This is a genomic window from Williamsia sp. MIQD14 (genome assembly GCF_051025635.1).
Taxonomy (GTDB): Bacteria; Actinomycetota; Actinomycetes; order Mycobacteriales; family Mycobacteriaceae; genus Williamsia_A.
Genome location: NZ_JBPFDG010000001.1, coordinates 420,095 through 442,769, shown reverse-complemented (window position 1 = coordinate 442,769; position 22,675 = coordinate 420,095). Strand labels below are relative to the sequence as shown.

Here is a 22,675-nt window from a genome sequence, read left to right as displayed (position 1 = left end):
CGACTGCTAGGCGGCGGACTCCTCGTCGAGGTCGGTGTCGGCGGCTGCGGGAAGGCCGATGCTCGGTTCGTGGCCACGGAAATTCTCCAGCCACCACCGCCAGTCGTCGGGGACCAGCTCGAAGGGGTTGTCGTAACCGAGTTCGCGTGCGGCCCACACGGGCCAGTGCGGGTTCGACAGGGCCGGACGGCCGAGGAACGCGAGGTCGATGATCCCGCTCCGGATGACCTCGTCGGCCTTCTCGGGGACGCCGAGGTTCCAGCTGGTGGCGATGGGGATGTCGACCTCGGACTTCAGGCGTTCAGCGCGCGACATCATGAACGCCTGCTTACCCATCGGGTTGTTGCGCATGTCGTCGGTGTTGAAGCCGAGCGAGATGTCGGCGAGCTCGAGTCCGTGCTCCTTCATCCAGCCGATCGCGGTGATCGCATCCTCGAACTGGGTGCCGTCGGGGTGGAGGTCATCGGATCCCAGACGCATCGTCAGCGGGTACTCCTCGGGCCACACCTCGCGTACCGCGTCGAGGGCCTCGAGGTGGAACCGCGCCCGGTTCTCGAGGCTGCCGCCGTACTCGTCGCTGCGCTGATTCGCCAGAGGCGAGAAGAAGCTGGCGCCGAGATAGCCGTGGGCGTAGTGCATCTCGAGCCACTGGTAGCCGGCATCCACCGCACGGCGGGCCGCGTCGGCGTAGCTCGTGTAGAGGTCCTTGATCTCGTCGCGGGTGAGTTCGTGGACGGAGAAGTGATGATCTCCGCCGTAGGGGATCGCCGATGGCGCGCGGCACTCCCAGCCCTGCGGGTGGTCGGGCGGAAGCTGGGACCCACCGGGAAATCCGTCGATGGTCTTGTATTTCGGTACTTCGCTGCCCTTGCGGCCCGTGTGGCCCAGCTGAATGGCCGGCACGCCGCCGAACATCTTGATGGTGTCGGTGACCCGTTTGTGGCCCTCGATCTGGCTGTCGTCCCATATACCCGAGCAGCTCGTCGACGTGCGGCCGTCCGGGGTGATGGCGACCTGCTCGGGGAACACCAGCCCGAAACCGCCTGCGGCTCGGGCACCGAGGTAGCTGACGTGGAAGTCGTTCATCTTCCCTTCGGCGGACCGGTACATCGTCATGGGAGACATGACGATCCGATTACGAAGAGTGACACCCTTCAGGGTGTAAGGCGAGAACAGATTGGGCATGGGATCCCCCTGCGGATCGATGCGGCGACTTCGGGCCGCAGGTCACGTCGTCGGATCCTGCGGTGACACCAGTTGACCAAGCATCGGGATCGCTCGCGTTACGGTGCCGGCCCGACTTCGGTAACCGTGTGCTCACCGCAACACGGGAAGTGGTGTGAGCCGGTCACCGCGTGTCCTGGCGTAGAGGGTGATCCGCCGGGATCTCGACGAAGATCAGTTGTCGACCGTCAGGATCGAGGATGTGCATCTCCCTCAGTCCCCACGGCTCCGTCCGTGCCTCGCGGGTGATCGAGACGCCGGCAGACACGAGGTCGCGCTGCGTCGACTCGATGTGCCGCACCTGTAACCACAACGCGGTCGTCGTCTCGTCGCTGTCGAAGGTCATGTGTGAGGCGACCTCGATCAGCGTCGACCCGGCGAAGAACACGACACCGCCCGGATAGGTGCGAGCGATCGCCAGTCCGAGGGTGTCCCGATAGAACGCCAACGTCGCCTCGGGATCGCTCGGACGGAGCAGGACGCGGGCACTCAAGATCTCCATCGACTCTGTCTACCGGCAGAATCGTGGGACATCGAACATAAGTCGGGTTATGGTCGATGGCGATAGTCGACCCGATCGCAGCGTCGGGCATCATCGACCTCAACGTCGAGGAAGGGCAGTCGCATGAGAATCGGTATGGGCATCAACTACGCCGGAGACTTCAGCGAGACCATCAACAACCTGCTCGAGTTCGAGGCCGCCGGCCTCGACCGGGTCGCGGTCCCCGAGGCCTACAGCTACGACGCGGTGAGTCAGCTCGGCTTCATCGCGGCGAAGTCGACCACCCTCGAACTCGCCACCGGCATCCTGCCGCTGTTCACCCGCACGCCCACCAACATTGCGATGACCGCCGCCGGCCTCGACTACATCTCCGGCGGCCGCACCGTGCTGGGTATCGGTGCCTCGGGCCCGCAGGTCATCGAGGGCTTTCACGGCGTGAAGTACGACGCCCCGCTCGGTCGCGCCCGCGAGTACGCCGACATCTGCCGCAAGGTGTGGAAGCGCGAACGCGTGGAGTACGACGGCAAGTACTACAAGCTCCCGCTCACCAAGGAAGACGGTGGCACAGGTCTGGGCAAGCCGCTCAAGCTGATCAATCACCCTGTGCGCGATCGCATCCCGATGGCGCTGGCCGCCATCGGTCCGAAGAACGTCGCGCTCGCCGCGGAGAAGTTCGAGGAGTGGCAGCCGATCTTCTTCCACCCCGATCACGTCGACGCCGCCTTCGGTGAGCCGCTCAAGGCCGGCAAGGCCAAGCGCGACGCCGAGCTGGGGGACCTGCAGATCTCGGTGACCACCGCGCTGCTCATCTCCGATGACGAGACCGCCAAGGACAACGCCCGCGCGCTGGTGTCGCACCAGGTCGCGCTCTACGTCGGAGGCATGGGCGCCCGCGGCAAGAACTTCTACAACGATCTCGCCGTGCGTTACGGCTACGTCGATGAGGCCAAGACCATCCAGGACCTCTACCTCGACGGCAAGAAGCAGGAAGCCGCCGAGGCCGTACCGGACGATCTGGTCCGTCAGATCTCGCTCATCGGGTCGGCATCGGAAGTCAAGGATCGCGTGCAGGCCTTCGAGGCGGGCGGTGTCACTATGGCGCTCGCGACGCCGATGGATGTCGACCATGCGGCCAACGTTCAGCAGATTCGTCTCCTGAAAGAGATGATCAGCTAGACACACGCTGCCGACGACCCACGCGAAGGACTTCGATGCCGTCACCGTTCGATCCCGAGTTGCGCACCTACGACGAGGACCGCGCAATCCACGGCGACTTTCCGCTGAAGCTGCAGATGCTGATGCGGGCGAAGACCATCGTGAAGAAGGCCATCGCGACCGGCACGCCGGTCGAGCCGTTCGACGAGCCGTACACGGTGATCGCCGTCCTCGGCCAGTCGAACGCGGCCGGTGCCGGCAAAGAGGTCGGCGGCACCACGCCCACGCCACCGAACCCCCGGGTACACCAGTGGCCGGGGTGCGGGCGCTATCGCGGACGTAAGCCGCTCGCGGCGGTCGATCCGCTGATCCACGAGGTGCCCACCAACGGTGTCGGCTTCGCGACCGAGTTCGGGTCACTGCTCGCCGACGCCTCGGGCAAGCCGGTACTGCTGGTGCCGACGGCGCGGGGCGACACGTCGTTCTGGCCGAAGAACGGCTACTCGTGGAACCCGGCGAACACCGATGTGCGGGTCAATCTGTTCAAGTACGCGTGCAAGCAGATCGACTCGGCACTGAAGTTCAGTGGCCAACCTTTGAGCGGAATCCTGTGGCACCAGGGCGAATCCGACGGTCCGCTCACGCCGGCCGAGCTCTACCAGGAGCAGTTCGACCTGTTGATCGCCACGCTGCGTGTCCGCTACGGACCGGTGCCGTTCATCCTGGGAGGTCTGAGCCCGGAGTACATGCGCTTCGGCCCGCCGAAGCTCGCCGGTATCGACGCCGTCCACAAGGACACCCCCAACCGGCACCCGAACGCGCGCTTCGTCGACGCGCCCGACGGCATGCTCAACGGGTCGCCGGGCGTTCCCGGCGTCGTGGAAGACCCACACTTCACCGCCGAGGCGGGTCGCCTCATCGGACGTCGGATGTTCGCCGCCTATCGGGAGATGGCCGCCGCCGGCAGTTGAGGTAGGGCTGCGGGCAAAAACGGAAAAATGTACCTTCGTACAGCTCACCCGGCTCTAGGGTCGCGGCATGGACCGGAACACACTCCCATTCCTCCGCGTGGCGGCCCGCACCAGACTTCGCGAACGTAAGCTCCGTCGGATTCTCGGCCCCGACCTGAGCCGACCCGTCTCGTGGCAGGCCACCGACAATCCGTTGGTGGGGGAGACCGCCGAGATCTTCGAGTTGTCGCATGACGTGCACAAGTGGTCGCAGTACTTCGAGGCCTACGATGCCGTGCTCGCCCCGCTGCGAGACCGGCCGATCAGGATGTTGGAGATCGGCGTCTTCCGCGGTGGTTCGCTCGAGATGTGGCGGACGTACCTCCACCCGGACTCGGTGATCGTCGGTGTCGACATCGATCCCGACTGCGCTCGGTTCGACGATCCCGACCGCGACATCCATGTGCGCATCGGCCCGCAGCAGGACACTGCATTCCTGCGACGGGTGATCGACGAGTTCGGTCCCTTCGACGTGATCCTCGACGACGGTTCGCACGTCAACTCCCACATCATCGACTCCTTCACCTACCTGTTCCCGAATGCGTTGGCCGACAACGGCACCTACATGGTGGAGGACATCCACGCCAACTACTGGTGGACGCACGCCGACCGATCCGAGACCTTCGTCGACCTCACCAAGTGGCTCATCGACGCAATGCATGCCCACTACTTCGACAACATCGGGGAGAGCGCCTTTCACGCCGGTGGCGCGGAGCGGAAGCAGGTGGTCCGCGTCCCGTTCGCCACGACGATCGTCGGCAAGATCGAGTTCTACGACTCCGTCGCAGTGATCCATCGCCGCATTCGAGAACTACCGCGCTCGATCTTTCGGGCGTGACTCCCGACGAGGCGCGGCGTCGGTGCGAAGCGGTTCAGGGCGTGCACTGGGTACCGGATCGAAACACCCGTGCCGGGTTGGTCATCGGCTGAACGGGGAGGGTCGGGGCGACCGATGACACCGGTTCGGACAGATCGAATTCCACCGTCACAGGGGTGGCGGGCGGCAGGGTCACCACCGCGTAGCTGACAGGATGGCCGAGTTCGCTGCCGGAGCCGACACCTGTCGGTGTCCCGTCGACCGTGAGACCCGTCAGATGCGACCCCCACGAAGCGTACAGCGACACCGTCACCCGGTTGCTTCGCAGCGGCAGCCGATCGGCCACCGGCAGGAAGGTACCGAGTACCTCGGGTGAGAACCTTTGCATCGGAACGTTGTTCGACAACGTGACGACGACACGGACTCGTTGACGACCATCGGAACAGGTCCCGTAGCGGTATCGGATGTCGCGCGTCAGGTAATAGTCGAGCTTGCTGGCGTAGGAGTTGTTGATCACGACGGCGGCGTAGGGGGCCGGAGAGTAGGGCACGTCGTGTCCCAGCGCGGTCGCCGCGATGCGGGCCTGTTCCGAGGGGCGTTGGCTCCACGCCGCGATCCGCCCGTCTCCGATCGCGTCGGCGAACGCCTTGGCGAGCGCCGTGGTATCGAAGCGTCCGGTGGTGATCCGGTCGATGGTGGCCTCGGCGATGTCGGCCAGATAGGTCTTGCGATCCGACCGATCCCCGTCGAACCGGGCGTACGCGGAGGACTCGGTGAGTTCGACGATGTTGTCGGTGTCAGCGGTGCCTCCGTCGGGGAGTGTGACGGGGCCGGTGACGGCCATGAGCTTGCTGATGCCGACCGGATCGACGCCGACGACGACGTCGGCGGTCACGCCGGTCAGCTGTCGGGCGAGACTTCGCCAGATCTGCGCGGCGTAGGGGAAATGCGGACTCAGATTCGAGTTCTGCCAGATCTGTGTCGGGTCACCCGCGCCGTACAGCGCCTCGTACTGCGGACCGAGATCAATTGACCGGCCTGGCGGCAGCGCCAGGTCTTTCACCACCTGATCGGCGATGATGCGCCCGCGATCGGCGGTCAGCATGATGAACCCGCCCACGAGCCCGCCGGTTCCGCGAGCCTCCGCGTTGTTCTGCAGTGCGATCAGGTAGGTCCGACGACCGTTGGCGCCCAGCATGTCCGGAACCAGGTCCGTTGCGATTCGGGACGCGCGGACGGTGGACTGCAGACGCCCGATCTCGGCGGCGAGGTCGCGTCCGGCGGAGTTCACGGCGGGCAGCCAGGTGTGTACATCGATCCGGCGGACGCGCTCGGCCGCGGCTTCGATCGCCGTCTGCGCGGTGGTGAGCGGTTGGCGAGCATCGACGATCGATTGCAGATCCACCGCACCGGACGCCAACAGCGGACGCCGGGTCAAGGTGCCGGCCGCGGTCGCGGCGGGGGGTAGGGCGTCGCGGGCGACGTCGCGGACCACGTCGGCGATCTGCCGGCCCGACTCGATCGGCTCACCGAGCCAGGGCACCGCGGCCACCTCGTCGAGCAGCCCGTCGTGCGCAGAGTCGGCGGCGCGCGCGGCCGACTCGGTCGCGGTGCGCAGCGACCGATCGACGGCGTCGCGATCCCCGCGTTGCGCGGCGGCCTGGGCCGCACCGACCGCGCTCCGTGCGTCCTGCAGTTGAGTCCGCATCTGCAGGACGTCGTGCGCGGTCCATGCGGCCAGTCCCACGATCGCCACCAACCCACCGACCGCAATCCAGCGAAAGACCCACACGATGATCGCCCGACGGCGTGGACGGGCGTCCACCGCCGCCGCGTCCGACGCACTGTCTTCTTTCGGGTCGCTCACTTCTGTGAATCCCTTCTTTCATGCGCATGCCCGTTGATCATGAACACGTTTCAGGCGACTTCGGGCGGTTTCTCGGAGGGAATTCGGCGGTCGCAAAGAGCGCCGTCGCGAGAAACTCCGCGTGTATGATTTTTCCATCGACAAATGAATGCGGAACTGTTTCGGGCGGCGATTCCGACGACGACAAAACTGGTACGACATTGTGGTTCGACAAGCGTCACCCGGAAAGCGAGGCGAACATCGTGACTGTCGGTGAACAGAGGCGTTCGCGCGGCGCGTGGATCCTGGTGGTAGCGCTGTCGGCCCTCATCCTGGTGTCCGTAGCACCCGCATCGGCCGCGCCCTACCCTCCCGTTCCGCCCACCGGAGGTGTCGTGACCTCTGCCGCCCAGCCGGTCCGTGTCCCGTCGCTCTCGGTCGGCGCCATCGCTCCCGGTTCGTATCCGGTGCAGGCCCGTACCGGTGCCCGCGATGAGCAGCCGAGCGGTTCTTCTGCCTCGGTGGCGACTCCGGTGGCGCTGGTGATCGTCGTCGGCCTCGGCGGCGTCGCCGGCGTTCGAGCCCTCGGCCGTCGCGGATCAGAACCGGTCTGATGCCCGCGAACCGGCGACGCGCGTCCGGTCGCAACCGCAGTCGCTGGGCGTTGCTCGTCGCGGCCGTGGTGGTGGTGGTCGTCGGCGGGTGTTCCGAAGATCGCCCATCTACGCGGCCTTTTCCCGAGGGTGACCGCGCGGCGGCCGCACGTGTGGCCAACCCAGAGGCGACGGTGGTCGATCGAGCCACTCGGTCGCCGACCGTGCCCGGCCACATCTACATCGACGCAATCGGTGTGAACGCCACCGTGATGTCGTTGGGTACCGAGATGGCGCCGGACCCGTTCCTGGGTGGCACCCAGGTGGCCAGTTTCGTGGTGCCGCCCGATCTGGTGCGGGTCGGTTGGTGGTCGGACGGACCGCGCCTCGGCGCGCCCGGGATGGCTGTCCTGCTGGGACACAGTCAGGTGGGCGGCGGCTACGCGGTCTTCAATCGTCTGAGCGCCCTGCGCGACGGCGACAGTGTGACGGTGGAGAACGCATCCGGGACGCGGCGGGTCGACCTGGCTGTCTCGCGCGTGGTCCCGGGCATCGCCAAGAACGACCAGACCGCCTTGCAGACCGTCCTCGCCGACAACGCACGCACCGCGGACCTGGCCATGATCACCTGCAGCGGGAATTTCGATTCGGCGGTGTCAGAGAGTTCAGAGAACACCGCTGTGTTCGCGCGAATCAAGTGAGGGTTCCGTATGTCGTGCGACCGGGATCACCCGAACAATTCGCAAGGCAGGCAAACTGTTTCCCTCACGGGCACCGTCCTCAAACAACTGTGACGAGTCACCACTTCGTGGTAGACAGAATGTGGTTCGGGACCGGCAGATTTCACACGTCGACAGATTTCGAGCACCTGATATGACACCTTCTGTGGAATTCGAGATTCCCACCTCTCGCCCCGTCTACGTGGCGGGGCACCGTGGTCTCGTCGGGTCCGCCATCTGGCGACATCTACGCGCTCGAGGACATGACAACCTCGTCGGCCGCACACACGCAGAATTGGACCTCCTCGACCGGCAGGCCGTGTTCGAGTTCTTCCACACGATCCGTCCGCACACCGTGGTGGTCGCCGCGGCCAAGGTCGGCGGCATCCTCGCCAACAAGTCCTGTCCGCACGACTTCATCTCCCAGAATCTTCAGATCCAGGTGAACGTGCTCGACGCAGCGCTCGCGGTCGAGGTCCCGCGGCTGCTGTTCCTCGGCTCGTCGTGCATCTACCCCAAGTACGCCGCACAGCCGATCCGGGAGGAGTCGCTGCTCACCGGCGACCTCGAGCCGACCAACGACGCCTACGCCATCGCCAAGATCGCGGGCATCCTGCAGGTCCAGGCGACGCGACGTCAGTACGGGCTCCCGTGGATCTCGGCGATGCCGACGAATCTGTACGGGCCGGGCGACAACTTCTCGCCGACCACCTCACATGTGCTGCCGGCGCTGATCCGTCGTTACGACGCCGCACGTCGCGACGGGCTGCCTGTCGTCACCAACTGGGGCAGCGGGACGCCACGTCGGGAATTCCTTCACGTCGACGACATGGCTGAAGCCTGCATGCACCTGCTGCGCACCTACGACGGCGACTCTCAGGTCAACGTCGGGTGCGGCGAGGACCACTCGATCGCGGAGGTCGCCGGGATGGTCGCCGACGCGGTCGGCTACGACGGCATCACCGAGTGGGACACCACCAAGCCCGACGGCACGCCGCGAAAACTACTCGACGTCGGGATCTTGACGACCGGTGGCTGGAAACCGAAGATCCGTCTCGACGACGGCATCCGCTCGGCGGCGCAGTGGTACCGCGAAGAGATGGTCGACGCCTGATCGTCGTCGCTGCGATGCCGGATCGTGGACGCGATCAGGATCCCGATCGCAGTCGCGCCACCACAGGCTTCGGCGTCCAGTCGTGGTCGAACAACCCGAAATTGCGTTCTGCGTCCCTGCTGTCCGGGCTCCAGTCCTTGCTGGTGAAAAGGAACACCGGACCCATGCCGACCTGCGCGCGTAGGTATCGGAGCCCGTCGACGAGGATCTCGGCCTGCTTTGCGGGGGTCACCGACGTCGGTCCCGTGCCGGTCGACTGGCCCCACTCGGTGACCCAGATCCGCATCGCGCCCTGTCGATGTCGCTGCGCTGTCGACCGCAGGGCGGCGATACTCGCGACCCTGTCGAGAGGGTCGGCGGTCAACGGATAGGGGTAGGAGTAGGGGTGTAGGCCGATGGCGTCGAAGAAGCCCCGCCCTCCCGCCCGGTACACGCCCTCGAGGAAGTCGGTGGCGGAGAACCCGCTCGGTCCGGTCGACAGCCCGCCCAGCACGACGGTGGCGTCGCGCTGGACGGCGGTGATGGCTCGATGCGCCGCACGCAGTGTCGCGACGTAACCGGCAGGATCGGGGCGCGCCCAGAACTCGGGGAGGTTCGGTTCGTTCCAGATCTCCCAGTGCGACACCGACGTAGCGAACCTGCGAGCCGCCTGTCCGGCGAACGTCCCGAAGTCGGCGGGCTCGGCGGGCGTTGCGGAACGTGCCTCGACGAACGGGTGTTCCCACCCCGGCGCAGGCCCCGTGAGGAGGGCGAGCACGTGCAGTCCGTGGGCGCGCGCCGAGGTCACGGCGCCGTCGATGCGACCCCAGTCGAAGACCCCCGGCGCGGTCTCGATCTCGTTCCAATTCACCACGATTCGGATCCAGCTCGCCCCGACCGAGACAATGGCTGCGGCTTCGCGGTCGTATCCCGTGATGGTGCGGTCGGTCAGCGTGGCAATGCTCGCGACGCCGAGCGGTGCCGGGGTATCCGCTCGCGCGGGCGCGCAGGCTGCGACGGTGACGGCGAGACACGCGACAAGCGTGGCGATCCCGTGCCGCCTCATCGCGGGGCGCCCGATGTCGAGAGGTCGCGTGCAGGTGATGCCGCGCGAGCGTAGTGAAGCATCGTGCCCAGGATCAACATCTGCGTGGCGACCGGTACCGTCCAGAGCCACCCACCGGGGGCGGTGGCACCCACAGCGACGAGCAGGATGAGACCCACGACCCCGCCGGCGATGAGTGCGCGCGCCGACGATCCGGCGCGGCCCAGCGCCAACAGCTTCGAGTTCGACGCCTGCGCGAAAGCCCCGATCCCGGCGCTGACGATCATCGCGAAGACGAGGAATGTCGCCTCGCGATACTGCGGTCCGGCGAGAAGGGTGACCACGAGGGCGCCTGGCCACGCCAGGGCGGCGACCACGACGAGATAGACCGCCGAGATCCGCACGGAGAACGCGTACAGGGCGTCGAAGGCGCCGCGATCGGAGATGCGCCGCGCCAGTTCGGGGACCAGGACCGCCGACATCGACGCCGTGAGGAGGGTGACCGGGCCGATCACCCTCGTCGCCATCGAGAACTGGCCCACGACGACGGGCGAAGCGATGAGCGCCAGAACGGGGATCTGGATCTGCGGCAACATGGCAGCGAGGGCGTAGACCCAATACCCCGACGCCCCTTGCCGCGCGGCCGACCACATCTGCGCCGATCGGCGACTCGCGTCGGACAGCGGGGCCAGTAGACCGATCACGATCGGTACTACACACACCGTGGTCAGGAGGACGAACCCGACCCTGCCGTCCACCACCAGAGCGACGACGACGACGGCGAGCGGGATGAGACGGTGCGAGGTCACCAGGACGTTGGCGGCCAGCTGCCGATCCCGAGCGGTGAGATGGGCCTGTGCGTAGTTCTGCATCGTGTCCCCCAGCGCGAAGACGATGCCCGCGACGACCACCCACCCGGCTCCGGTCACGGTCGCGACGGCGAGCGCGATCACCGCAGCCGACACCACGAGCAGCGAGTGGACGACGAACAGTGTTCCGGGGAGGTCGGGATGTTCTGCGTCGAGGCGCAGGATGCGGGTGGGGGCACCGAGACCGACCGCCAGACCGACGATCAGACCCGCGGTGTACGCGGTCATCAGATGCCCGAAGTCGGCGACGGTGGTCCCGCGTGCGATGAGCAGCAACGTGATCCCCAGGGCGGCCGAACTCACCGCCCTCGACCCCACCCTCCCGAGGGCGAGCGAGGCGACCCGACGGGTCGTGGTCGGGGTGTCGGTCATCGGATGGATCTCGCGAGAAGACGTCGCACGCGCCGGTATCCCGCAGTCAGTTGAATCCGGAAAGTGACCGCGTAGGCGATGTGGAGACCGGTCATGCCGTAGGAGAGGAGGCGGTCGCGCCCGGTGTGGGCGTACGCCATCCGGACACGGTGACTCTCCCGGACGAACTGCGGCCACAACGTCGCCGATTTCGAGCTCTCGTGGAAGCGCAGCGCGCCGATGGGATCGTCGACGACGACCTGTCGAGGTCGGCTCTGCGCCAACCGGAGTTGCAGTTCGAGATCCATCACGGTGTCGAGGTCCGGGTCGAACCCGCCCGCTGCCCGGAGCAGTTCCGTCCGCATGGCGATCGAGCCCGAGAACGCGACGCAACCGCGCCGCAGGATGTCGCGGACCAGGAGTTCGCGGCCGGGAAAGGTGTCGACGACCGATCCGTCCTCGCGCAGGATTCGGTGTGCGCCCACCACCAGGTCGACCGTCGGATCGGCGCGCACCGCCGCCTGCACGGCCGCGATCCCCCCGTCGATGACCACGTCGTCGGCGTTGAGCCAGATGACGTAGTCGCCGGTGACCCGACCCAACGCCCGGTTGAGGGCATCGGACTGTCCGCCGTCGGGTTCGGAGGTGACTCTCAACCGCGGGTCCGCGCAACTGCGTTCGCGCAGAAGCTCTCGGGTGCCGTCGGTGGATTCGGCGTCCTGTACCACCACCTCGTCGTCACGTCCCAGCTGTCCCAGCACGCTGTTGACCGCGGGAGCGAGATACCGGCCCGGGTTGTAGGAGGGGATGACGACACTGATGCGGGGGACCGCGGGCGCGTTGCTCACAGCGGGGGGTGACCGTTCGATCGGATCGTGCCGTTGACCCGGTGACGCGCGACGTCGAAATCGTCCCGGTCGAGGGTGGTCTCGCCCGGGCGTCGGACATGGTCGTCGCCGACGCCGCGCTCCCGCCGTGGTGTCGGGGAGAACTGCCAGGCGGCGTCGTCGCGGCGGTGACGGCGCGACGGTGCCGCCCGGTCGTCGTCGACGATCACCCGGTGAGGTCGGCGCTGCAGGTGATTCGGTGCGGTCACCGTCGAGTCCGAGAAGCCAGGCATCGGGTACGGATCCGGCTGGTGGGGCCCATGATCGAAAGGCTCGGTTCCGTGGGACATCCCAGGCCGGTGCGTCGCGCCCGAGTTGGTCGGCTCCTCTTTCGGAGCGTGCTGTTCAGGCGTGTCGTCCGCGATGGTCGCGCCGGCCGACGAGTCCGGCCCGACGCCGGCTGCGTCGTCGACCACGGGAGCCGACGCGCGCGTGGGTCGACCGCGGAGCCGGAGGCGCCCGGGCACGAGGATCGCGATGACCGCACCGAGAACCAGTCCTGCGACTCCGAAGATCGCGAGTCGAACCGGTTGAAGTACGGGCACCTTGACCGTGCCGGCGTCGGCGGGCTGCAGTATCAGCAGGCCGAGCGAGGGGTTCCCGCCGCGCAACGGCCGCTCCGCTTGGGAGACGAGGGTCACCAACTCCTGCGCCACAGCGTCGGACAGTGTCGCCGCCTCCTGCGCGCTCGGCGCGGTGGCGGCGATGTCGAGCAGAACCGTCTCGGGGGGCGTGGACACCGAGATGCGCTGTGCGAGTTGTCGACCGTCGATGGACACCCCGGACCGCTGGGCTGCGCGTGCGAGCAACTCGGGGCCGACAGCCATCAAGGCGTAGGTCCGGATACGGGACTGCGCGGCCAGATTTCCCTGGTTCGCGGACGTGACGTCCTGCGCGGAGGTGGCGACGAACAGTCGTGCGGTCGCCCGGTAGGAGTCAGGTGAGGTGGTGGCCAACGCGACCGGGATCGAGACGGCGACGACCGCGCACACGACGATGAACAGCAGACGTCGTCGCAACAGGTCGAGTATTTCGCTCATGGCGCTCCTCGGGTCGTGGTCGCCGGTACGGGGGCGTCGATGTCGAGTGGCCGCCGTCGCCGTCGGAGGACGGCCCGACGGGAGGTGAACCTGCGGGGGGTGAGCAGCCGGCCCGGGCCCATCAGCAACAGGAGCACCGGCGTACACGGCAGGATGCCCAGGAAGTACGGCGTCAACAACGATTCGAGCGTCGAGATCCCGAGCAGTCCGCAGATGAACACGATCAGCGTCGAACGTTCCTCGCCGGTCAGCAGGAACGCCTTCAGTGCGACCGCCGCGACGATGAGCGCGACGCCGGCGACGCCCACCGACAACGTCATGTCGAGCCAGGCGTTGTGCGGTGAGTAGTTCGAGTCGAACACCGAGGTGGTGCCGATGCGCTCCCACGCGGCTGGGCCCTGGCCGAGGACGATCGTGCGTCCGATGAGCAGTTTCGCCTCATTCCAGAGCGTGCCGCGGAAACTGAAAGCCTCGTCGCCGTAGGAGAGCAGCACCGGCGCCAGCGACAGGGCGAGGGACAGACCCAGCCCCAGTGACGCGACGGTGCGCCGTGCGTTCGACAGTCGCAGCGCGATCGTCATCGCGACGACGATCGCCACGCCGAGCAGGGCCGTCCGGCTGCCCGCGAGTTCCCCGAGCGCGACGACCGAGAGCACCAGCGCGGCGGCGGCCGGCCATCGACGGTGCACCAGCGCGAACGGGAGCAGCAGTGCGACGGTGAGACCCAGGACGTTGCCGTTCCCGGCGAACGGCGAGGTGAGGGCCTGCCCCGCCGATCCGCATTTGTCGGTGCGGCATGCGCCCACGGCGCCGGGGACGCCGACCACCGCGGCCACTATGGTCGACGCGATCAGCAGGAGACTCATGCGGCACCCCCAGGCGAGAGCGGCCAGGGTCACGCGCTCGCGCTTGAACGCGGCGATCGCGAGGATGACCGCGGCGAGCACCCAGCGCTGTATCTCGCTCACCGTGCTCCCGGCGAGGAGCAGACCGGCTCCGGCGAGCGCGCTCACCGCGGCGATGATCGCGACCGGCACATCGACGCGGAACCCCCTGGTGTTGAAAGCGTTTCGCATGATCAGCACCGCGATGCCCGCGGACGGGAGATACCAGAGGGTCGGGAACAGGGCGGAGGTCGGCGATCCCACGATGAGCGGGCCCAGGAAGAACGTCCACATCATGGGCCAACCGGTGACCAGCACCACGGCGACGCCGGCCCACCGGTTCTCGTCGGACAGTGCACGGAACTCGCCGCGCCGCACGGTGGCGGCGAGGGCGGCGACCAGCGCGACGGTCGCGTAGACGATGACGAGCATCAGATCACCCCGCGCTCTCGGGGTGGTGCCACCGGAGTATGGATGTCGGTGCGGGTGAACCATGTCCAGCTCGACACGTCCTTCACGGGCCGTGCCGGGGTGCCCGCATACAGCCGGCCGCAGGGGTCGCCCGGGTCGGTCCGTGTACGTGTCGCGCCGGAGGCGAGGAAACTCCGGTCGGGGAGATAGGAATCGGCGACCATCACCACGCCGGTCGCGGTGAAGGTGCGTTCGCCGATCACGATGGTCCCGGCACGCGCGATGTTGTCCTGCAGATCGAGTCCGTGGGTCTGCAGGACCGACCGTATGCCGGCGATCATCGACATCGACCCGACCTCCAGCCGCCCCGAACAGTCGAGGTAGTGCCGGTTGATGATTCCCGCGCCGCGCCGCAGATGCACCGATCCGAGGGTGGGGTCGGCGAGGCGGTACTCGGGAGCGGCGGTGAACTGGTTGAGGTTCCCGATGAAGGCGTCGTCGTCGAGACGGACGAGGCGTAGCCCGCGGATGAGGTTGAGGGTCCCGATCGACGACCCGTCCGCGAGGTGGAACCGTACGGGTCCGAGAACGATGGTCGGGCCGAGGTGCACGCGTCGCCCGATGACGTCTCCGGTCAGGCGAAGCAGCTGGTTCTTGAACCTGCTCGCCGGGAGGAGCCACAGGAACATTCGGACCGCGGTCATGTGAGCACCCCCGGCGCTCGTGGTTCGGCGACGCCGTCGCGGAACCGAGTCGTGAGCAGCGAGACCAGCACTGCTCCGACCACGCCGAGGAACCCGTACAGCGCGATCACCGCGCCGGCGCCGATCCCGTCCGGGCCGGCGGGGGGCATCGCGGCGTCGACGACCGTCACCCTGACGGGCAGCAGGTTCTCCCGCTCCGGGATCACCGTCGCGAGGACGTCGGCGGTCGCATTCGCCATCGTCACCGCCGCGGCCGGATCGGTGGCGCGGACGCTGGTCTCGATCAGGGCGCTGTCCGCCGGGGCGGAGAGGGTGAGATTATCGGCGAGCCGATCGCGATCGATCGGCAACCGATATGTCGAGATGACCCGCTCGAGGAACGAGTCGGTGGTGCCGAAGGCGACGTACTCCGGGACACGGGTCTGCATGAACACGGTCTGGGCGAAACCACCGGTGTCGGTGGAGCCTCCACCGACGGCGGGCAGGACCGTCGCGGTGGCCGTGTAGTACCGCGTCGACGTGTCGGCCACGTACCACCCCGTCGCGAACCCGATGAGGAGTCCGATCACGAGGATTGCCGACCGGGTGCGCAGGAAGGACGCGAGGTCGCCGGCGGTCATGCGACCACCCCGCTCCGGGCGGCGGCGCGGTAAGACTCCTCGAGATCGTCGACGACCGCCGCGATGGAGAACGTCTCGCGGACGCGCGCCCGGCCGCGCTCTCCGGCACGGCGGGCCTCGATCGGATCGGCCAGCAGCGACGCGATCGCGGTGTGCAACGACGACTCCTCGGCGTCGACGACAATCCCGCAGCGGGACTGCTCGACGACGCGGGCGAGCCCACAGGTGTCGGTGACGATGACCGGTACGGCGACCGACATCGCCTCGAGGACCGACATCGGGAACGGTTCGTCGACCGAGGGCAACACGTAGACCGCAGCCCGCGCCATGCGTTCGGTGACCATCTCCGGGGCGACGGCCCCGTCACGACGGACGGCGGTGACGTGCCCGCCATGGCCGATCTCGGCATCGACGGCAGCGGCTTCACCACCGTCGGGACCCACCACGGTGAAGGTCGCGCGGATCCCGGCGTCGAGCAGCGCGTTGGCCACCCGGACGAAAGTGGTCGGGCGTTTGCGACGGTCGAGGCGGGCGAGGAACAAGACCTCCGGCACCGACGACGCCGCGCCGGCGACGACGTCGTGGTCGGGAATCCCGTTCGCGATACGTCTGAACGGCAATTCATGGCCCGCGACGGCGCGCAGTCCGTCCTCCTCGGTGTCGGTCAGGGTGAGTATCTGCGCTGCGCCGTCGAGTGCGGGTCGCGTCGCGAACCGGTCGAGCGGGCCCGCGAGCGCCTTGTCGGACGGGTCGATCATCCCGTGGCACTGCAGGACGTAAGGGACGCCGCGTCGCCGGATCGCTGACACGGCGGGCAGCGTGACGAGGTCGCGCGCGAGGTGGACGTGCACGACATCGACCTCGCTGCAGCATCGTTCGACGAGTCGGCGTACGCCGGGGGCGCGTAGTCCGGCGAACCCGAGGACGCGGGGCGATCGTCGCGGCGGGAACAGTGAGACGGTGACATCGGGGATGTCCACTTCGTGGTCCCAGCCGCTACCTGCGCCTGTCAGGGTGACGTGGTGTCCGCGTCGACCGAGCTCGGCGGCCTGATGGGAGGCCACGCGGGTGGGCCCGCCGAACGCGCCGTCGGGTGTGAAGAGGGTCGCCACGTGCAGGATTCTCATCGGCACGTCCCCGTGACCGGTTGTCCGGCGAAACGTGCCGTGACCCACTGCTGGTCGGTGTCATCGAGGAGTGTGTCGCCGTGTCCTTTCCCGGGTACCGCGCGAGCTGACACCGGGCTGCCGAGGGCGCAGGCGTCGTCGATGGCCGAGCGAACCCACTCGGGAGGGACGAGTTGATCAGCAAGCCCGTACACGACGCGGATCGGGACCTCGGAACGGCGTTGCGGCAGCGCCTGTCGTCGGAGTTCGGTCGTGTACCTGTCCACCGCATCCGCGTTCGGGGCCATGTCGACGGCGCTGGTCTCGGAGAGTGCGCGCGACCGCGCGCCGCTGTCACATCCCACCAGCTCGGCGAGGCGGTCGGGCGGGATCCTCGGCAGGACCTGTGCGACGGTCAGCGCTCCACGGGAGGACCGTGCGGCCCCGACGGCGACCAAAGCCGCGATCGTGCGTTGTTCGGCCGAGAGCCGTTCGTGCTCGGCGAGTTCGGGGACGGGGGTGACGTTGGCGGCCGGCTTGGTCGCCAGTGCGCCGACCAGGGTGAGGCCGGTCCCGAGTGTCGACTGCTGTTCGGCAGCCGACCACACGGCTTGCCCGCCCTGCGAGTCGCCGAACGCCAGCCACCTCGTAGAGACCGTCGATGTCGCGCGGCGCAGTGCCCGTACGGCGTCGATGACATCGAGTGCAGCACTGAGTGGTTCGAGGTAGAGGTGGGCCCCGGACGGGCCGAGACCGCGGTAGTCCGTCGCGGCGACGGCAAAGCCTGCGGAGACGAGAGCAGTCAGGGTGCCGGTGTAGCCGCGGAGGTCCGGCGACTGTGACAGTCCGCAGCCGTTGGCTATGCCGGTGGTGCCGTGGGCGTAGGAGATGACGGGCCACCCGCCGGTGGGTGGCGTCCCCCGGGGTACGAGGAAGGTGCCCGTCACGCGGACCTCGGCGCCGGTCACGGGGTCCACCGAGAGGTAGGTGGCGCGGGCGGCGCTCGAGACGATGCCGGCCACCTCGGGAGTGAGGTCGGTGAGCGGCGTCGCCGACACCACCGTCCCGCGTGCCGAGGCGTGCGGGGACGGTGACGCGGTCACCGGGATCGGTGAGCGGATCGCCTCGGTGGGACCCGAACCGTCCGAGCATCCGACGAGCAGCGCCCCCGCCATGACCGTCGATGCGAGGACGGCCCACGGCGCTCGTCGCGTGCGGGTCACCGTGCACCCGCAGGGGTGAGTGCGTCGCGGATCGCGGCGTCTACGACACGGGCGTCGTGGGTCTCGGCGAAGAAACGCGCAGTGACGAACAGGGTGTCGCCGACCCGGCTGTAGACGAGGTTGAGTTCGTCGCTACGGGTGCAGACCGTGGCCACCGCGTACACGCGGGGTGCGGGCGACAGCGTGTTCCACCGGACCGTGTCGACGGCGGGAGAGGCGGACAGGTCGGAGACGACGAGACGGGTGGGCCCGTCGGCGACGAAGCGGCGCACGTGCGCGGTGCGCAGCGAACGGGGCCGCAGGGCGCCGAGCGCGTCGGCGGCGGCCTGGTGGACGACGAGGTCGGCGCTGTCGATCTGGGCCCGCACGGTGCGGCTCATCGCGACCGGCGACGCGTCGGGGGCGGTGATGGCCCCCACGAAGTTCGAGGTCGACACCACGGTGGCGGGCAGGTAGCGGCGGAGATTCACCATCAGCGTGATCGTCTGTGCGAGCTCGACACCCGCATCGCGCAGGCGGCCGGCGATCAACCAGGTCAATGTCGTCGTGACGCTCGCGCCGGGAAAGTCTCTGTCCCGCAGGGCCCGGAGTCCGGCGGGGAATCCCGGTGGGCTCGACACGCAGATCGTCCGCGTCGCCGCATGCGCCGTCGGTGTGGACGCCGGCGCGGCGTCCGGCGTGGCGACGCGGCGGCCGAATATCGTTCGTGCGGAACGCATCACTGCGGTGGGGTCTCGCCGCAGTGTCGCTGCGAGCGCGTGTGCCGAGGGGCGGCGCACAGGGCGGACCTGGTCGGTGACGAACGGGGGGAAGATGGACGTCTGTTCGTGGGTGAGCGCGGCCACCAATTCGGTGATGAACACACCATCGCCGAGGCCGTGGTCGCAGGTGATCACCAGATGGTCTCCGGTGAGTGAGATGTCGAGTGCCGCGCTAGATTCGTCGCCGCCGCGTTGCATGAGCGCGCCGTGGTCGGTGAGGTCGGTACGTGAGTCGGTGTGGACGGCGACCGCGCGGTCGAGGTCTCGGCGCCAGCGCGACGAGGACAGATCCGGAACGAGCCCGACTCGGGTGTGTCCACCCTGGGACGCGATCATTCGCAGACGTTCCCGGACGCCGGCCTCGCCACCGGGCAGGTCCACAGGACCGAGAAGGGCGGTGTAGCGGGCGCTCGCGAACCGGCGGTCGCTGACGGTCTGCCGCTGCGATCTCATGCCGCACCCACCAATTCGTGGCACCAGAGCGCGTACAAGTTCAGCGCGGCATCCGCGTCGAGTACGGCTGCGGCATATCGCCGACCGTTCTCGGCGAGCGTCTGCATCCGGTCGGCGTCGGGGTGCAGGCCGAGGATGGCATCGAGGAGGGCCGCCGAATCTGCCGGTGCGACCGTGACACCCGCTCCCGAGCGAGCGATCTCCTCTGCGGTGACACCGTTCGGATCCACCGCGGCGATCACCGGCCGACCGCTGGCGAAGTAGCTCGTCAACTTGCTCGGCGACGCCATGTCGGCGACACCGCGCCGTTCGTTGACCAGCAACACGTCAGCGGCGCCGAGCACGGACATGTACTCGGCCTCGGGAAGTGGATCGAGGAACTCGACGGCGCCGACCCCGCGCGCCGCGTCCTGGAGGTGGCGTCGCTGGTTGCCATCGCCGATCAGCACGAAGCGGACGGGCGCGCCGACGGCCGAGGCCGCTGCGGCGGCCTCGATGACGTTCTCGAGTCCCTGTTTGACGCCCATGTTCCCGGTGTGGAGCGCGACGATCTCGCCGGGGCGCCACCCGAGCCGGTCTCGGGTCGCCTCGCGCCGGACCGCGTCGCCGGCCTGCACGTGGGTCCAGTTCCGGATGGTGGTCACTCTGCGCGGGTGGACGCCGAGCGCGGCGATCGACTGTGCGAAGCGATCGTGGATCACCACGACCGCCGTCGCGCGCCGCAGCAGTGCCGCCTCGATCCGGGCGATCAGTGCGCTGGTGCGGCCACGGGCCAGGCCGGTCTCGATGGCGCCCAGGCTGTAGAGGTCCTGCACGATGAGACCGACGGGGATGTGTCGGATCCTGGCATAGCGGCTGACCGCCGCCGCGGCGAGGAGAGGCGGGCTGACCACGATGATGGCGTCGGGACGACCGAGGCCCGCGGCGATCGACCTCGTCGCGAAGCTGATCTCCATGCGTGCGCGCCCGGCGGCGGTCACGATCGACGGGACGTAATGGTTCACGCGTCGGATGATCGGGGTGTCGCCACCCACCGCAGTCGGCGGAGGGACGACTGATTTCCGCCACTGGGGGTAATGCGGCACACCGGTGTGCACCGACACCGCGAAGCCGCGGGCAGAGAGACCTTCGGCCAGGCCCGAGGTGTACGGTCCGATCCCCGTCACCTCGGGGTCGTAATTGATGCCGACGATCGCGATCGACGCACGACCGGGCCTGGCCGCCACCTCACCCGGCCCGCGGTCGGTGCGATGCGAAGCCATCCGGGGGCCTCCTCGGTCGTCGTGCTCTCACCCCCCGGCTGCGGTGCTCCCGCCTGAACTCATATTAGGGAGCATGGCCTCGTCCGGTGTCCATACGACACGACCCGTTGGCGGTGACGATGTGACCGGGTGCGACCGAGGTGCTCACCACCGCTCCCGCGCCGATCGTGGCCCTGTCCCCGATGACGACCCCACGAAGGATCACGGCCCTCGTCGCCACCCAGGCACCGTCGCCGATCGAGATGGGTGCGTTGTCGAACTCGAAGGTCGCCGAGTGCCGGTCGTGGCTGCCGGTGCAGAGCATCGCCTCCTGCGATATGACGGTGTCGCTGCCGATGTGCACCGGTTCGAGATTCAGGATCCAGGCGCCCTCACCGACCCAGGAGTGATCGCCGATGCTCAACTTCCAGGGCCAGTGCACCCGGACCCGATGTCGGATGAGCACCCCGCGGCCGATGTCCGCTCCGAACCACCGCAACAACGCCACCCGCACGCGCGGCGGACACCACCAGGTACAGAAAACCAGGTTCAAGCACGCGAACCACGCGACCTGGACCACCCGCGAACGGCCCTTGTCGTATCCCACGCCGCGGAAGCCCGCGAGCCGGCGGACGGGTGCAGCGTCCACGACTCAGCTCTCCGGTCGGAGGTAGACGGCGTCGAGCTGAAGCATCCGCCCGGTCGTGATGTCGGTGAAACCGGGGTACAGCGCCGCGATCTCGAGACCGTGCTGCGCGGCGAACGCCGCACCGTCCTGCAACGACATCCCCTCGGAGTACATCGGGACGAGCGACAGTTCCAGCTGGACGCCGACGCACCGGTCGGCCACGAATCGTGTCGCGCCCTCGAGCACACGGCGCTCGAATCCCTGGGTGTCGATCTTGAGGAAACACCTCTCGTGGGATGCGATCTCGGCGATGGTCAGCCCGTCGAGTCGGCGGACCGCCACCTCCTCGTCTCCGACGTACCCGATGCCCGGGGCCGCGGCGCGATGGCCGTCGAGCATGTCGAGCATCGAGCTGCTCTCACCGGCGTTGTTGGCGATGTGCATCCGGGCCGTCTCGTCCCTGTCGCCCAACGCATATCGATGTGCAGTCCACAGTGCGTCCCGCCGCGCCTCGGTCTCGAGTCGGGCGAACGGCTCGGACAGCGGTTCGAAGGAGACGATGGATCCGGTCCAGCCCGCGTCGCGGATCTCCCGGCCGTAGCGTCCACCGTTGGCGCCCACATCGATCACGGTCTCGACCCCGGCGTGGTCGAGCATCCGGACGAGCATCACCGCCGGCCCGAGGCCGGGGTAACGGACTACGTCGACGCCCGCCCTGTGCAGGGCCCTGCGGATCGTGCGGACGATGGCCATGGATCACCATAACGCCGGGTCGTGGGCTCTCACGGAAGAAATCATCGAGGCTTCTCGGCCGCGAAGCGGGAAATCGATGGCGTCTGATGGCCCGATCCGAAGACCCTCAGCACCCGTCCTGCGCCACTGCGCGGACGAAACCGCCGGTTTGGTAGAGGTACATGTACGCCCAGTAGAACAGCGGGATGTGCGGGTGATAGTTCACCATCACGAGATCGCCGGTGAAGCACCGCGACACGATGTACTCCGAGCGGGTCACGTGCGGGGTGAAGGTGATGACCATCGCCGACCGCCACCCGTTGGCGGCCGCCTGATCACGCAGGAAGCGGGCCTCACCGCGGGTCGTCTTCGGTGACGGACGAAAGCAGATGACCCGCACGCGGTGCGGCGCATCGCAGATCGCGTCCATGTACTCGTCGGGTTCGTCGTACGGATTCGAGACCAGGACGGTGGACGCGAGACCTCGCTCGGCCAGCGAGATCCCGTAGTCCTCGCGCCCGTCCTGGCGGCCACCGAGCACCATGATCACGTCGACCCTGCGTGGGTTGTCGGCGACCTGCGGGAACACGTACACCGGCAGTCCGGCCGCGGCGATCACGATCACCAGGGCGACCACGCCGAGCGCGATCCTGCGCCCCCGTCGCCTCATGGGCAGAGCGTATCGACTCCCCGCGGTCGCGGCCGGGGCCATGACCGGTGTCACAGACGATGAGACAGCCGGGCCGGCATCATTCCGACCG

At 68.1% G+C, this 22,675-nt stretch carries 23 protein-coding genes; 6 read left to right on the top strand and 17 right to left on the bottom strand.

Going from position 1 to position 22,675, the window contains the following annotated elements; genetic code table 11:
• Positions 1–6: 6 nt before the first annotated feature.
• A complete protein-coding gene (locus ACQ7HM_RS01820) occupies positions 7–1,185 on the bottom strand; it encodes an NADH:flavin oxidoreductase/NADH oxidase (RefSeq protein ID WP_434214531.1) in 1,179 nt (392 codons plus the stop codon).
• A 163-nt stretch (positions 1,186–1,348) separates the two neighbouring features.
• Positions 1,349–1,726, bottom strand: a complete 378-nt coding sequence (locus ACQ7HM_RS01815) for a VOC family protein (protein WP_434214530.1) — start codon at positions 1,724–1,726, stop codon at positions 1,349–1,351.
• Positions 1,727–1,849: 123 nt separating this feature from the next.
• On the opposite strand from ACQ7HM_RS01815, the gene ACQ7HM_RS01810 reads away from it, so the two are divergent.
• The 3 genes from ACQ7HM_RS01810 (at position 1,850) to ACQ7HM_RS01800 (ending at position 4,729) form a co-directional block, all read left to right on the top strand.
• Positions 1,850–2,902, top strand: a complete 1,053-nt coding sequence (locus ACQ7HM_RS01810; protein ID WP_434214529.1) for an LLM class F420-dependent oxidoreductase — start codon at positions 1,850–1,852, stop codon at positions 2,900–2,902.
• Positions 2,903–2,937: 35 nt separating this feature from the next.
• On the top strand, positions 2,938–3,852 hold the full coding sequence (locus tag ACQ7HM_RS01805) for a sialate O-acetylesterase (protein ID WP_434214528.1): 915 nt from the start codon (positions 2,938–2,940) through the stop codon (positions 3,850–3,852).
• 67 nt (positions 3,853–3,919) lie between these two features.
• Positions 3,920–4,729: a class I SAM-dependent methyltransferase gene (locus ACQ7HM_RS01800; RefSeq protein ID WP_434214527.1), complete on the top strand. Its 810-nt coding sequence runs from the start codon at positions 3,920–3,922 to the stop codon at positions 4,727–4,729.
• A 34-nt stretch (positions 4,730–4,763) separates the two neighbouring features.
• Here the strand turns inward: ACQ7HM_RS01800 and ACQ7HM_RS01795 are convergent, their stop codons facing one another.
• Positions 4,764–6,575: a DUF4012 domain-containing protein gene (locus ACQ7HM_RS01795; protein WP_434214526.1), complete on the bottom strand. Its 1,812-nt coding sequence runs from the start codon at positions 6,573–6,575 to the stop codon at positions 4,764–4,766.
• A 20-nt stretch (positions 6,576–6,595) separates the two neighbouring features.
• On the opposite strand from ACQ7HM_RS01795, the gene ACQ7HM_RS01790 reads away from it, so the two are divergent.
• From ACQ7HM_RS01790 to ACQ7HM_RS01780, 3 genes are all read left to right on the top strand, one after another.
• The gene (locus tag ACQ7HM_RS01790) at positions 6,596–7,168 is read left to right on the top strand and encodes a hypothetical protein (RefSeq protein ID WP_434214525.1); all 573 of its coding nucleotides are present in this window, start codon (positions 6,596–6,598) and stop codon (positions 7,166–7,168) included.
• Positions 7,168–7,848 carry a class F sortase gene (locus tag ACQ7HM_RS01785; protein ID WP_434214524.1) on the top strand — a complete coding sequence of 227 codons (681 nt, stop codon included), beginning with the start codon at positions 7,168–7,170 and terminating at the stop codon, positions 7,846–7,848. The genes ACQ7HM_RS01790 and ACQ7HM_RS01785 overlap by 1 nt, the downstream gene beginning before the upstream one ends.
• A gap of 172 nt (positions 7,849–8,020) precedes the next feature.
• Positions 8,021–8,980, top strand: a complete 960-nt coding sequence (locus tag ACQ7HM_RS01780; RefSeq protein WP_434214523.1) for a GDP-L-fucose synthase family protein — start codon at positions 8,021–8,023, stop codon at positions 8,978–8,980.
• A 34-nt stretch (positions 8,981–9,014) separates the two neighbouring features.
• Here the strand turns inward: ACQ7HM_RS01780 and ACQ7HM_RS01775 are convergent, their stop codons facing one another.
• The 14 genes from ACQ7HM_RS01775 to ACQ7HM_RS01710 form a co-directional block, all read right to left on the bottom strand.
• Complete coding sequence (locus ACQ7HM_RS01775) at positions 9,015–10,025, bottom strand: beta-1,4-xylanase (protein WP_434214522.1); 1,011 nt, start codon at positions 10,023–10,025, stop codon at positions 9,015–9,017.
• Complete coding sequence (locus ACQ7HM_RS01770; RefSeq protein WP_434214521.1) at positions 10,022–11,245, bottom strand: lipopolysaccharide biosynthesis protein; 1,224 nt, start codon at positions 11,243–11,245, stop codon at positions 10,022–10,024. The genes ACQ7HM_RS01775 and ACQ7HM_RS01770 overlap by 4 nt, the downstream gene beginning before the upstream one ends.
• Positions 11,242–12,072, bottom strand: a complete 831-nt coding sequence (locus ACQ7HM_RS01765) for a glycosyltransferase (protein WP_434214520.1) — start codon at positions 12,070–12,072, stop codon at positions 11,242–11,244. The genes ACQ7HM_RS01770 and ACQ7HM_RS01765 overlap by 4 nt, the downstream gene beginning before the upstream one ends.
• Positions 12,069–13,151 (bottom strand): YveK family protein, encoded by a 1,083-nt coding sequence (locus tag ACQ7HM_RS01760; protein WP_434214519.1) that lies wholly within the window; start codon positions 13,149–13,151, stop codon positions 12,069–12,071. The genes ACQ7HM_RS01765 and ACQ7HM_RS01760 overlap by 4 nt, the downstream gene beginning before the upstream one ends.
• Positions 13,148–14,467 (bottom strand): O-antigen ligase family protein, encoded by a 1,320-nt coding sequence (locus ACQ7HM_RS01755; protein ID WP_434214518.1) that lies wholly within the window; start codon positions 14,465–14,467, stop codon positions 13,148–13,150. Before ACQ7HM_RS01755 ends, ACQ7HM_RS01760 begins: the two co-directional genes overlap by 4 nt.
• The gene (locus tag ACQ7HM_RS01750; protein WP_434214517.1) at positions 14,467–15,150 is read right to left on the bottom strand and encodes an acyltransferase; all 684 of its coding nucleotides are present in this window, start codon (positions 15,148–15,150) and stop codon (positions 14,467–14,469) included. The genes ACQ7HM_RS01755 and ACQ7HM_RS01750 overlap by 1 nt, the downstream gene beginning before the upstream one ends.
• Positions 15,147–15,770 carry a YveK family protein gene (locus tag ACQ7HM_RS01745; protein ID WP_434214516.1) on the bottom strand — a complete coding sequence of 208 codons (624 nt, stop codon included), beginning with the start codon at positions 15,768–15,770 and terminating at the stop codon, positions 15,147–15,149. Before ACQ7HM_RS01745 ends, ACQ7HM_RS01750 begins: the two co-directional genes overlap by 4 nt.
• The gene (locus tag ACQ7HM_RS01740; RefSeq protein WP_434214515.1) at positions 15,767–16,897 is read right to left on the bottom strand and encodes a glycosyltransferase; all 1,131 of its coding nucleotides are present in this window, start codon (positions 16,895–16,897) and stop codon (positions 15,767–15,769) included. Before ACQ7HM_RS01740 ends, ACQ7HM_RS01745 begins: the two co-directional genes overlap by 4 nt.
• Positions 16,894–18,099 (bottom strand): alpha/beta hydrolase family protein, encoded by a 1,206-nt coding sequence (locus ACQ7HM_RS01735; RefSeq protein WP_434214514.1) that lies wholly within the window; start codon positions 18,097–18,099, stop codon positions 16,894–16,896. The genes ACQ7HM_RS01740 and ACQ7HM_RS01735 overlap by 4 nt, the downstream gene beginning before the upstream one ends.
• On the bottom strand, positions 18,096–19,313 hold the full coding sequence (locus ACQ7HM_RS01730) for a hypothetical protein (protein WP_434214513.1): 1,218 nt from the start codon (positions 19,311–19,313) through the stop codon (positions 18,096–18,098). Before ACQ7HM_RS01730 ends, ACQ7HM_RS01735 begins: the two co-directional genes overlap by 4 nt.
• Positions 19,310–20,575 (bottom strand): glycosyltransferase family 4 protein, encoded by a 1,266-nt coding sequence (locus ACQ7HM_RS01725; RefSeq protein ID WP_434214512.1) that lies wholly within the window; start codon positions 20,573–20,575, stop codon positions 19,310–19,312. The genes ACQ7HM_RS01730 and ACQ7HM_RS01725 overlap by 4 nt, the downstream gene beginning before the upstream one ends.
• Before the next feature lie 64 nt (positions 20,576–20,639).
• Positions 20,640–21,203, bottom strand: coding sequence for a DapH/DapD/GlmU-related protein (locus tag ACQ7HM_RS01720; protein ID WP_434214511.1), 564 nt, complete (start codon positions 21,201–21,203; stop codon positions 20,640–20,642).
• A 3-nt stretch (positions 21,204–21,206) separates the two neighbouring features.
• Positions 21,207–21,935, bottom strand: coding sequence for an FkbM family methyltransferase (locus ACQ7HM_RS01715; protein ID WP_434214510.1), 729 nt, complete (start codon positions 21,933–21,935; stop codon positions 21,207–21,209).
• Between the two features lie 106 nt (positions 21,936–22,041).
• Complete coding sequence (locus tag ACQ7HM_RS01710; RefSeq protein ID WP_434214509.1) at positions 22,042–22,584, bottom strand: YdcF family protein; 543 nt, start codon at positions 22,582–22,584, stop codon at positions 22,042–22,044.
• Positions 22,585–22,675 lie beyond the last annotated feature (91 nt).

Coding starts and splice junctions, on each gene's coding strand:
- ACQ7HM_RS01820 (WP_434214531.1), bottom strand. CDS start 1,185: ATGCCCAATCTGTTCTCGCCTTACACCCTGAAGGGTGTCACTCTTCGT.
- ACQ7HM_RS01815 (WP_434214530.1), bottom strand. CDS start 1,726: ATGGAGATCTTGAGTGCCCGCGTCCTGCTCCGTCCGAGCGATCCCGAG.
- ACQ7HM_RS01810 (WP_434214529.1), top strand. CDS start 1,850: ATGAGAATCGGTATGGGCATCAACTACGCCGGAGACTTCAGCGAGACC.
- ACQ7HM_RS01805 (WP_434214528.1), top strand. CDS start 2,938: ATGCCGTCACCGTTCGATCCCGAGTTGCGCACCTACGACGAGGACCGC.
- ACQ7HM_RS01800 (WP_434214527.1), top strand. CDS start 3,920: ATGGACCGGAACACACTCCCATTCCTCCGCGTGGCGGCCCGCACCAGA.
- ACQ7HM_RS01790 (WP_434214525.1), top strand. CDS start 6,596: ATGCGCATGCCCGTTGATCATGAACACGTTTCAGGCGACTTCGGGCGG.
- ACQ7HM_RS01785 (WP_434214524.1), top strand. CDS start 7,168: ATGCCCGCGAACCGGCGACGCGCGTCCGGTCGCAACCGCAGTCGCTGG.
- ACQ7HM_RS01780 (WP_434214523.1), top strand. CDS start 8,021: ATGACACCTTCTGTGGAATTCGAGATTCCCACCTCTCGCCCCGTCTAC.
- ACQ7HM_RS01775 (WP_434214522.1), bottom strand. CDS start 10,025: ATGAGGCGGCACGGGATCGCCACGCTTGTCGCGTGTCTCGCCGTCACC.
- ACQ7HM_RS01770 (WP_434214521.1), bottom strand. CDS start 11,245: ATGACCGACACCCCGACCACGACCCGTCGGGTCGCCTCGCTCGCCCTC.
- ACQ7HM_RS01760 (WP_434214519.1), bottom strand. CDS start 13,151: ATGAGCGAAATACTCGACCTGTTGCGACGACGTCTGCTGTTCATCGTC.
- ACQ7HM_RS01755 (WP_434214518.1), bottom strand. CDS start 14,467: ATGCTCGTCATCGTCTACGCGACCGTCGCGCTGGTCGCCGCCCTCGCC.
- ACQ7HM_RS01750 (WP_434214517.1), bottom strand. CDS start 15,150: ATGACCGCGGTCCGAATGTTCCTGTGGCTCCTCCCGGCGAGCAGGTTC.
- ACQ7HM_RS01745 (WP_434214516.1), bottom strand. CDS start 15,770: ATGACCGCCGGCGACCTCGCGTCCTTCCTGCGCACCCGGTCGGCAATC.
- ACQ7HM_RS01740 (WP_434214515.1), bottom strand. CDS start 16,897: ATGAGAATCCTGCACGTGGCGACCCTCTTCACACCCGACGGCGCGTTC.
- ACQ7HM_RS01730 (WP_434214513.1), bottom strand. CDS start 19,313: ATGAGATCGCAGCGGCAGACCGTCAGCGACCGCCGGTTCGCGAGCGCC.
- ACQ7HM_RS01725 (WP_434214512.1), bottom strand. CDS start 20,575: ATGGCTTCGCATCGCACCGACCGCGGGCCGGGTGAGGTGGCGGCCAGG.
- ACQ7HM_RS01715 (WP_434214510.1), bottom strand. CDS start 21,935: ATGGCCATCGTCCGCACGATCCGCAGGGCCCTGCACAGGGCGGGCGTC.
- ACQ7HM_RS01710 (WP_434214509.1), bottom strand. CDS start 22,584: ATGAGGCGACGGGGGCGCAGGATCGCGCTCGGCGTGGTCGCCCTGGTG.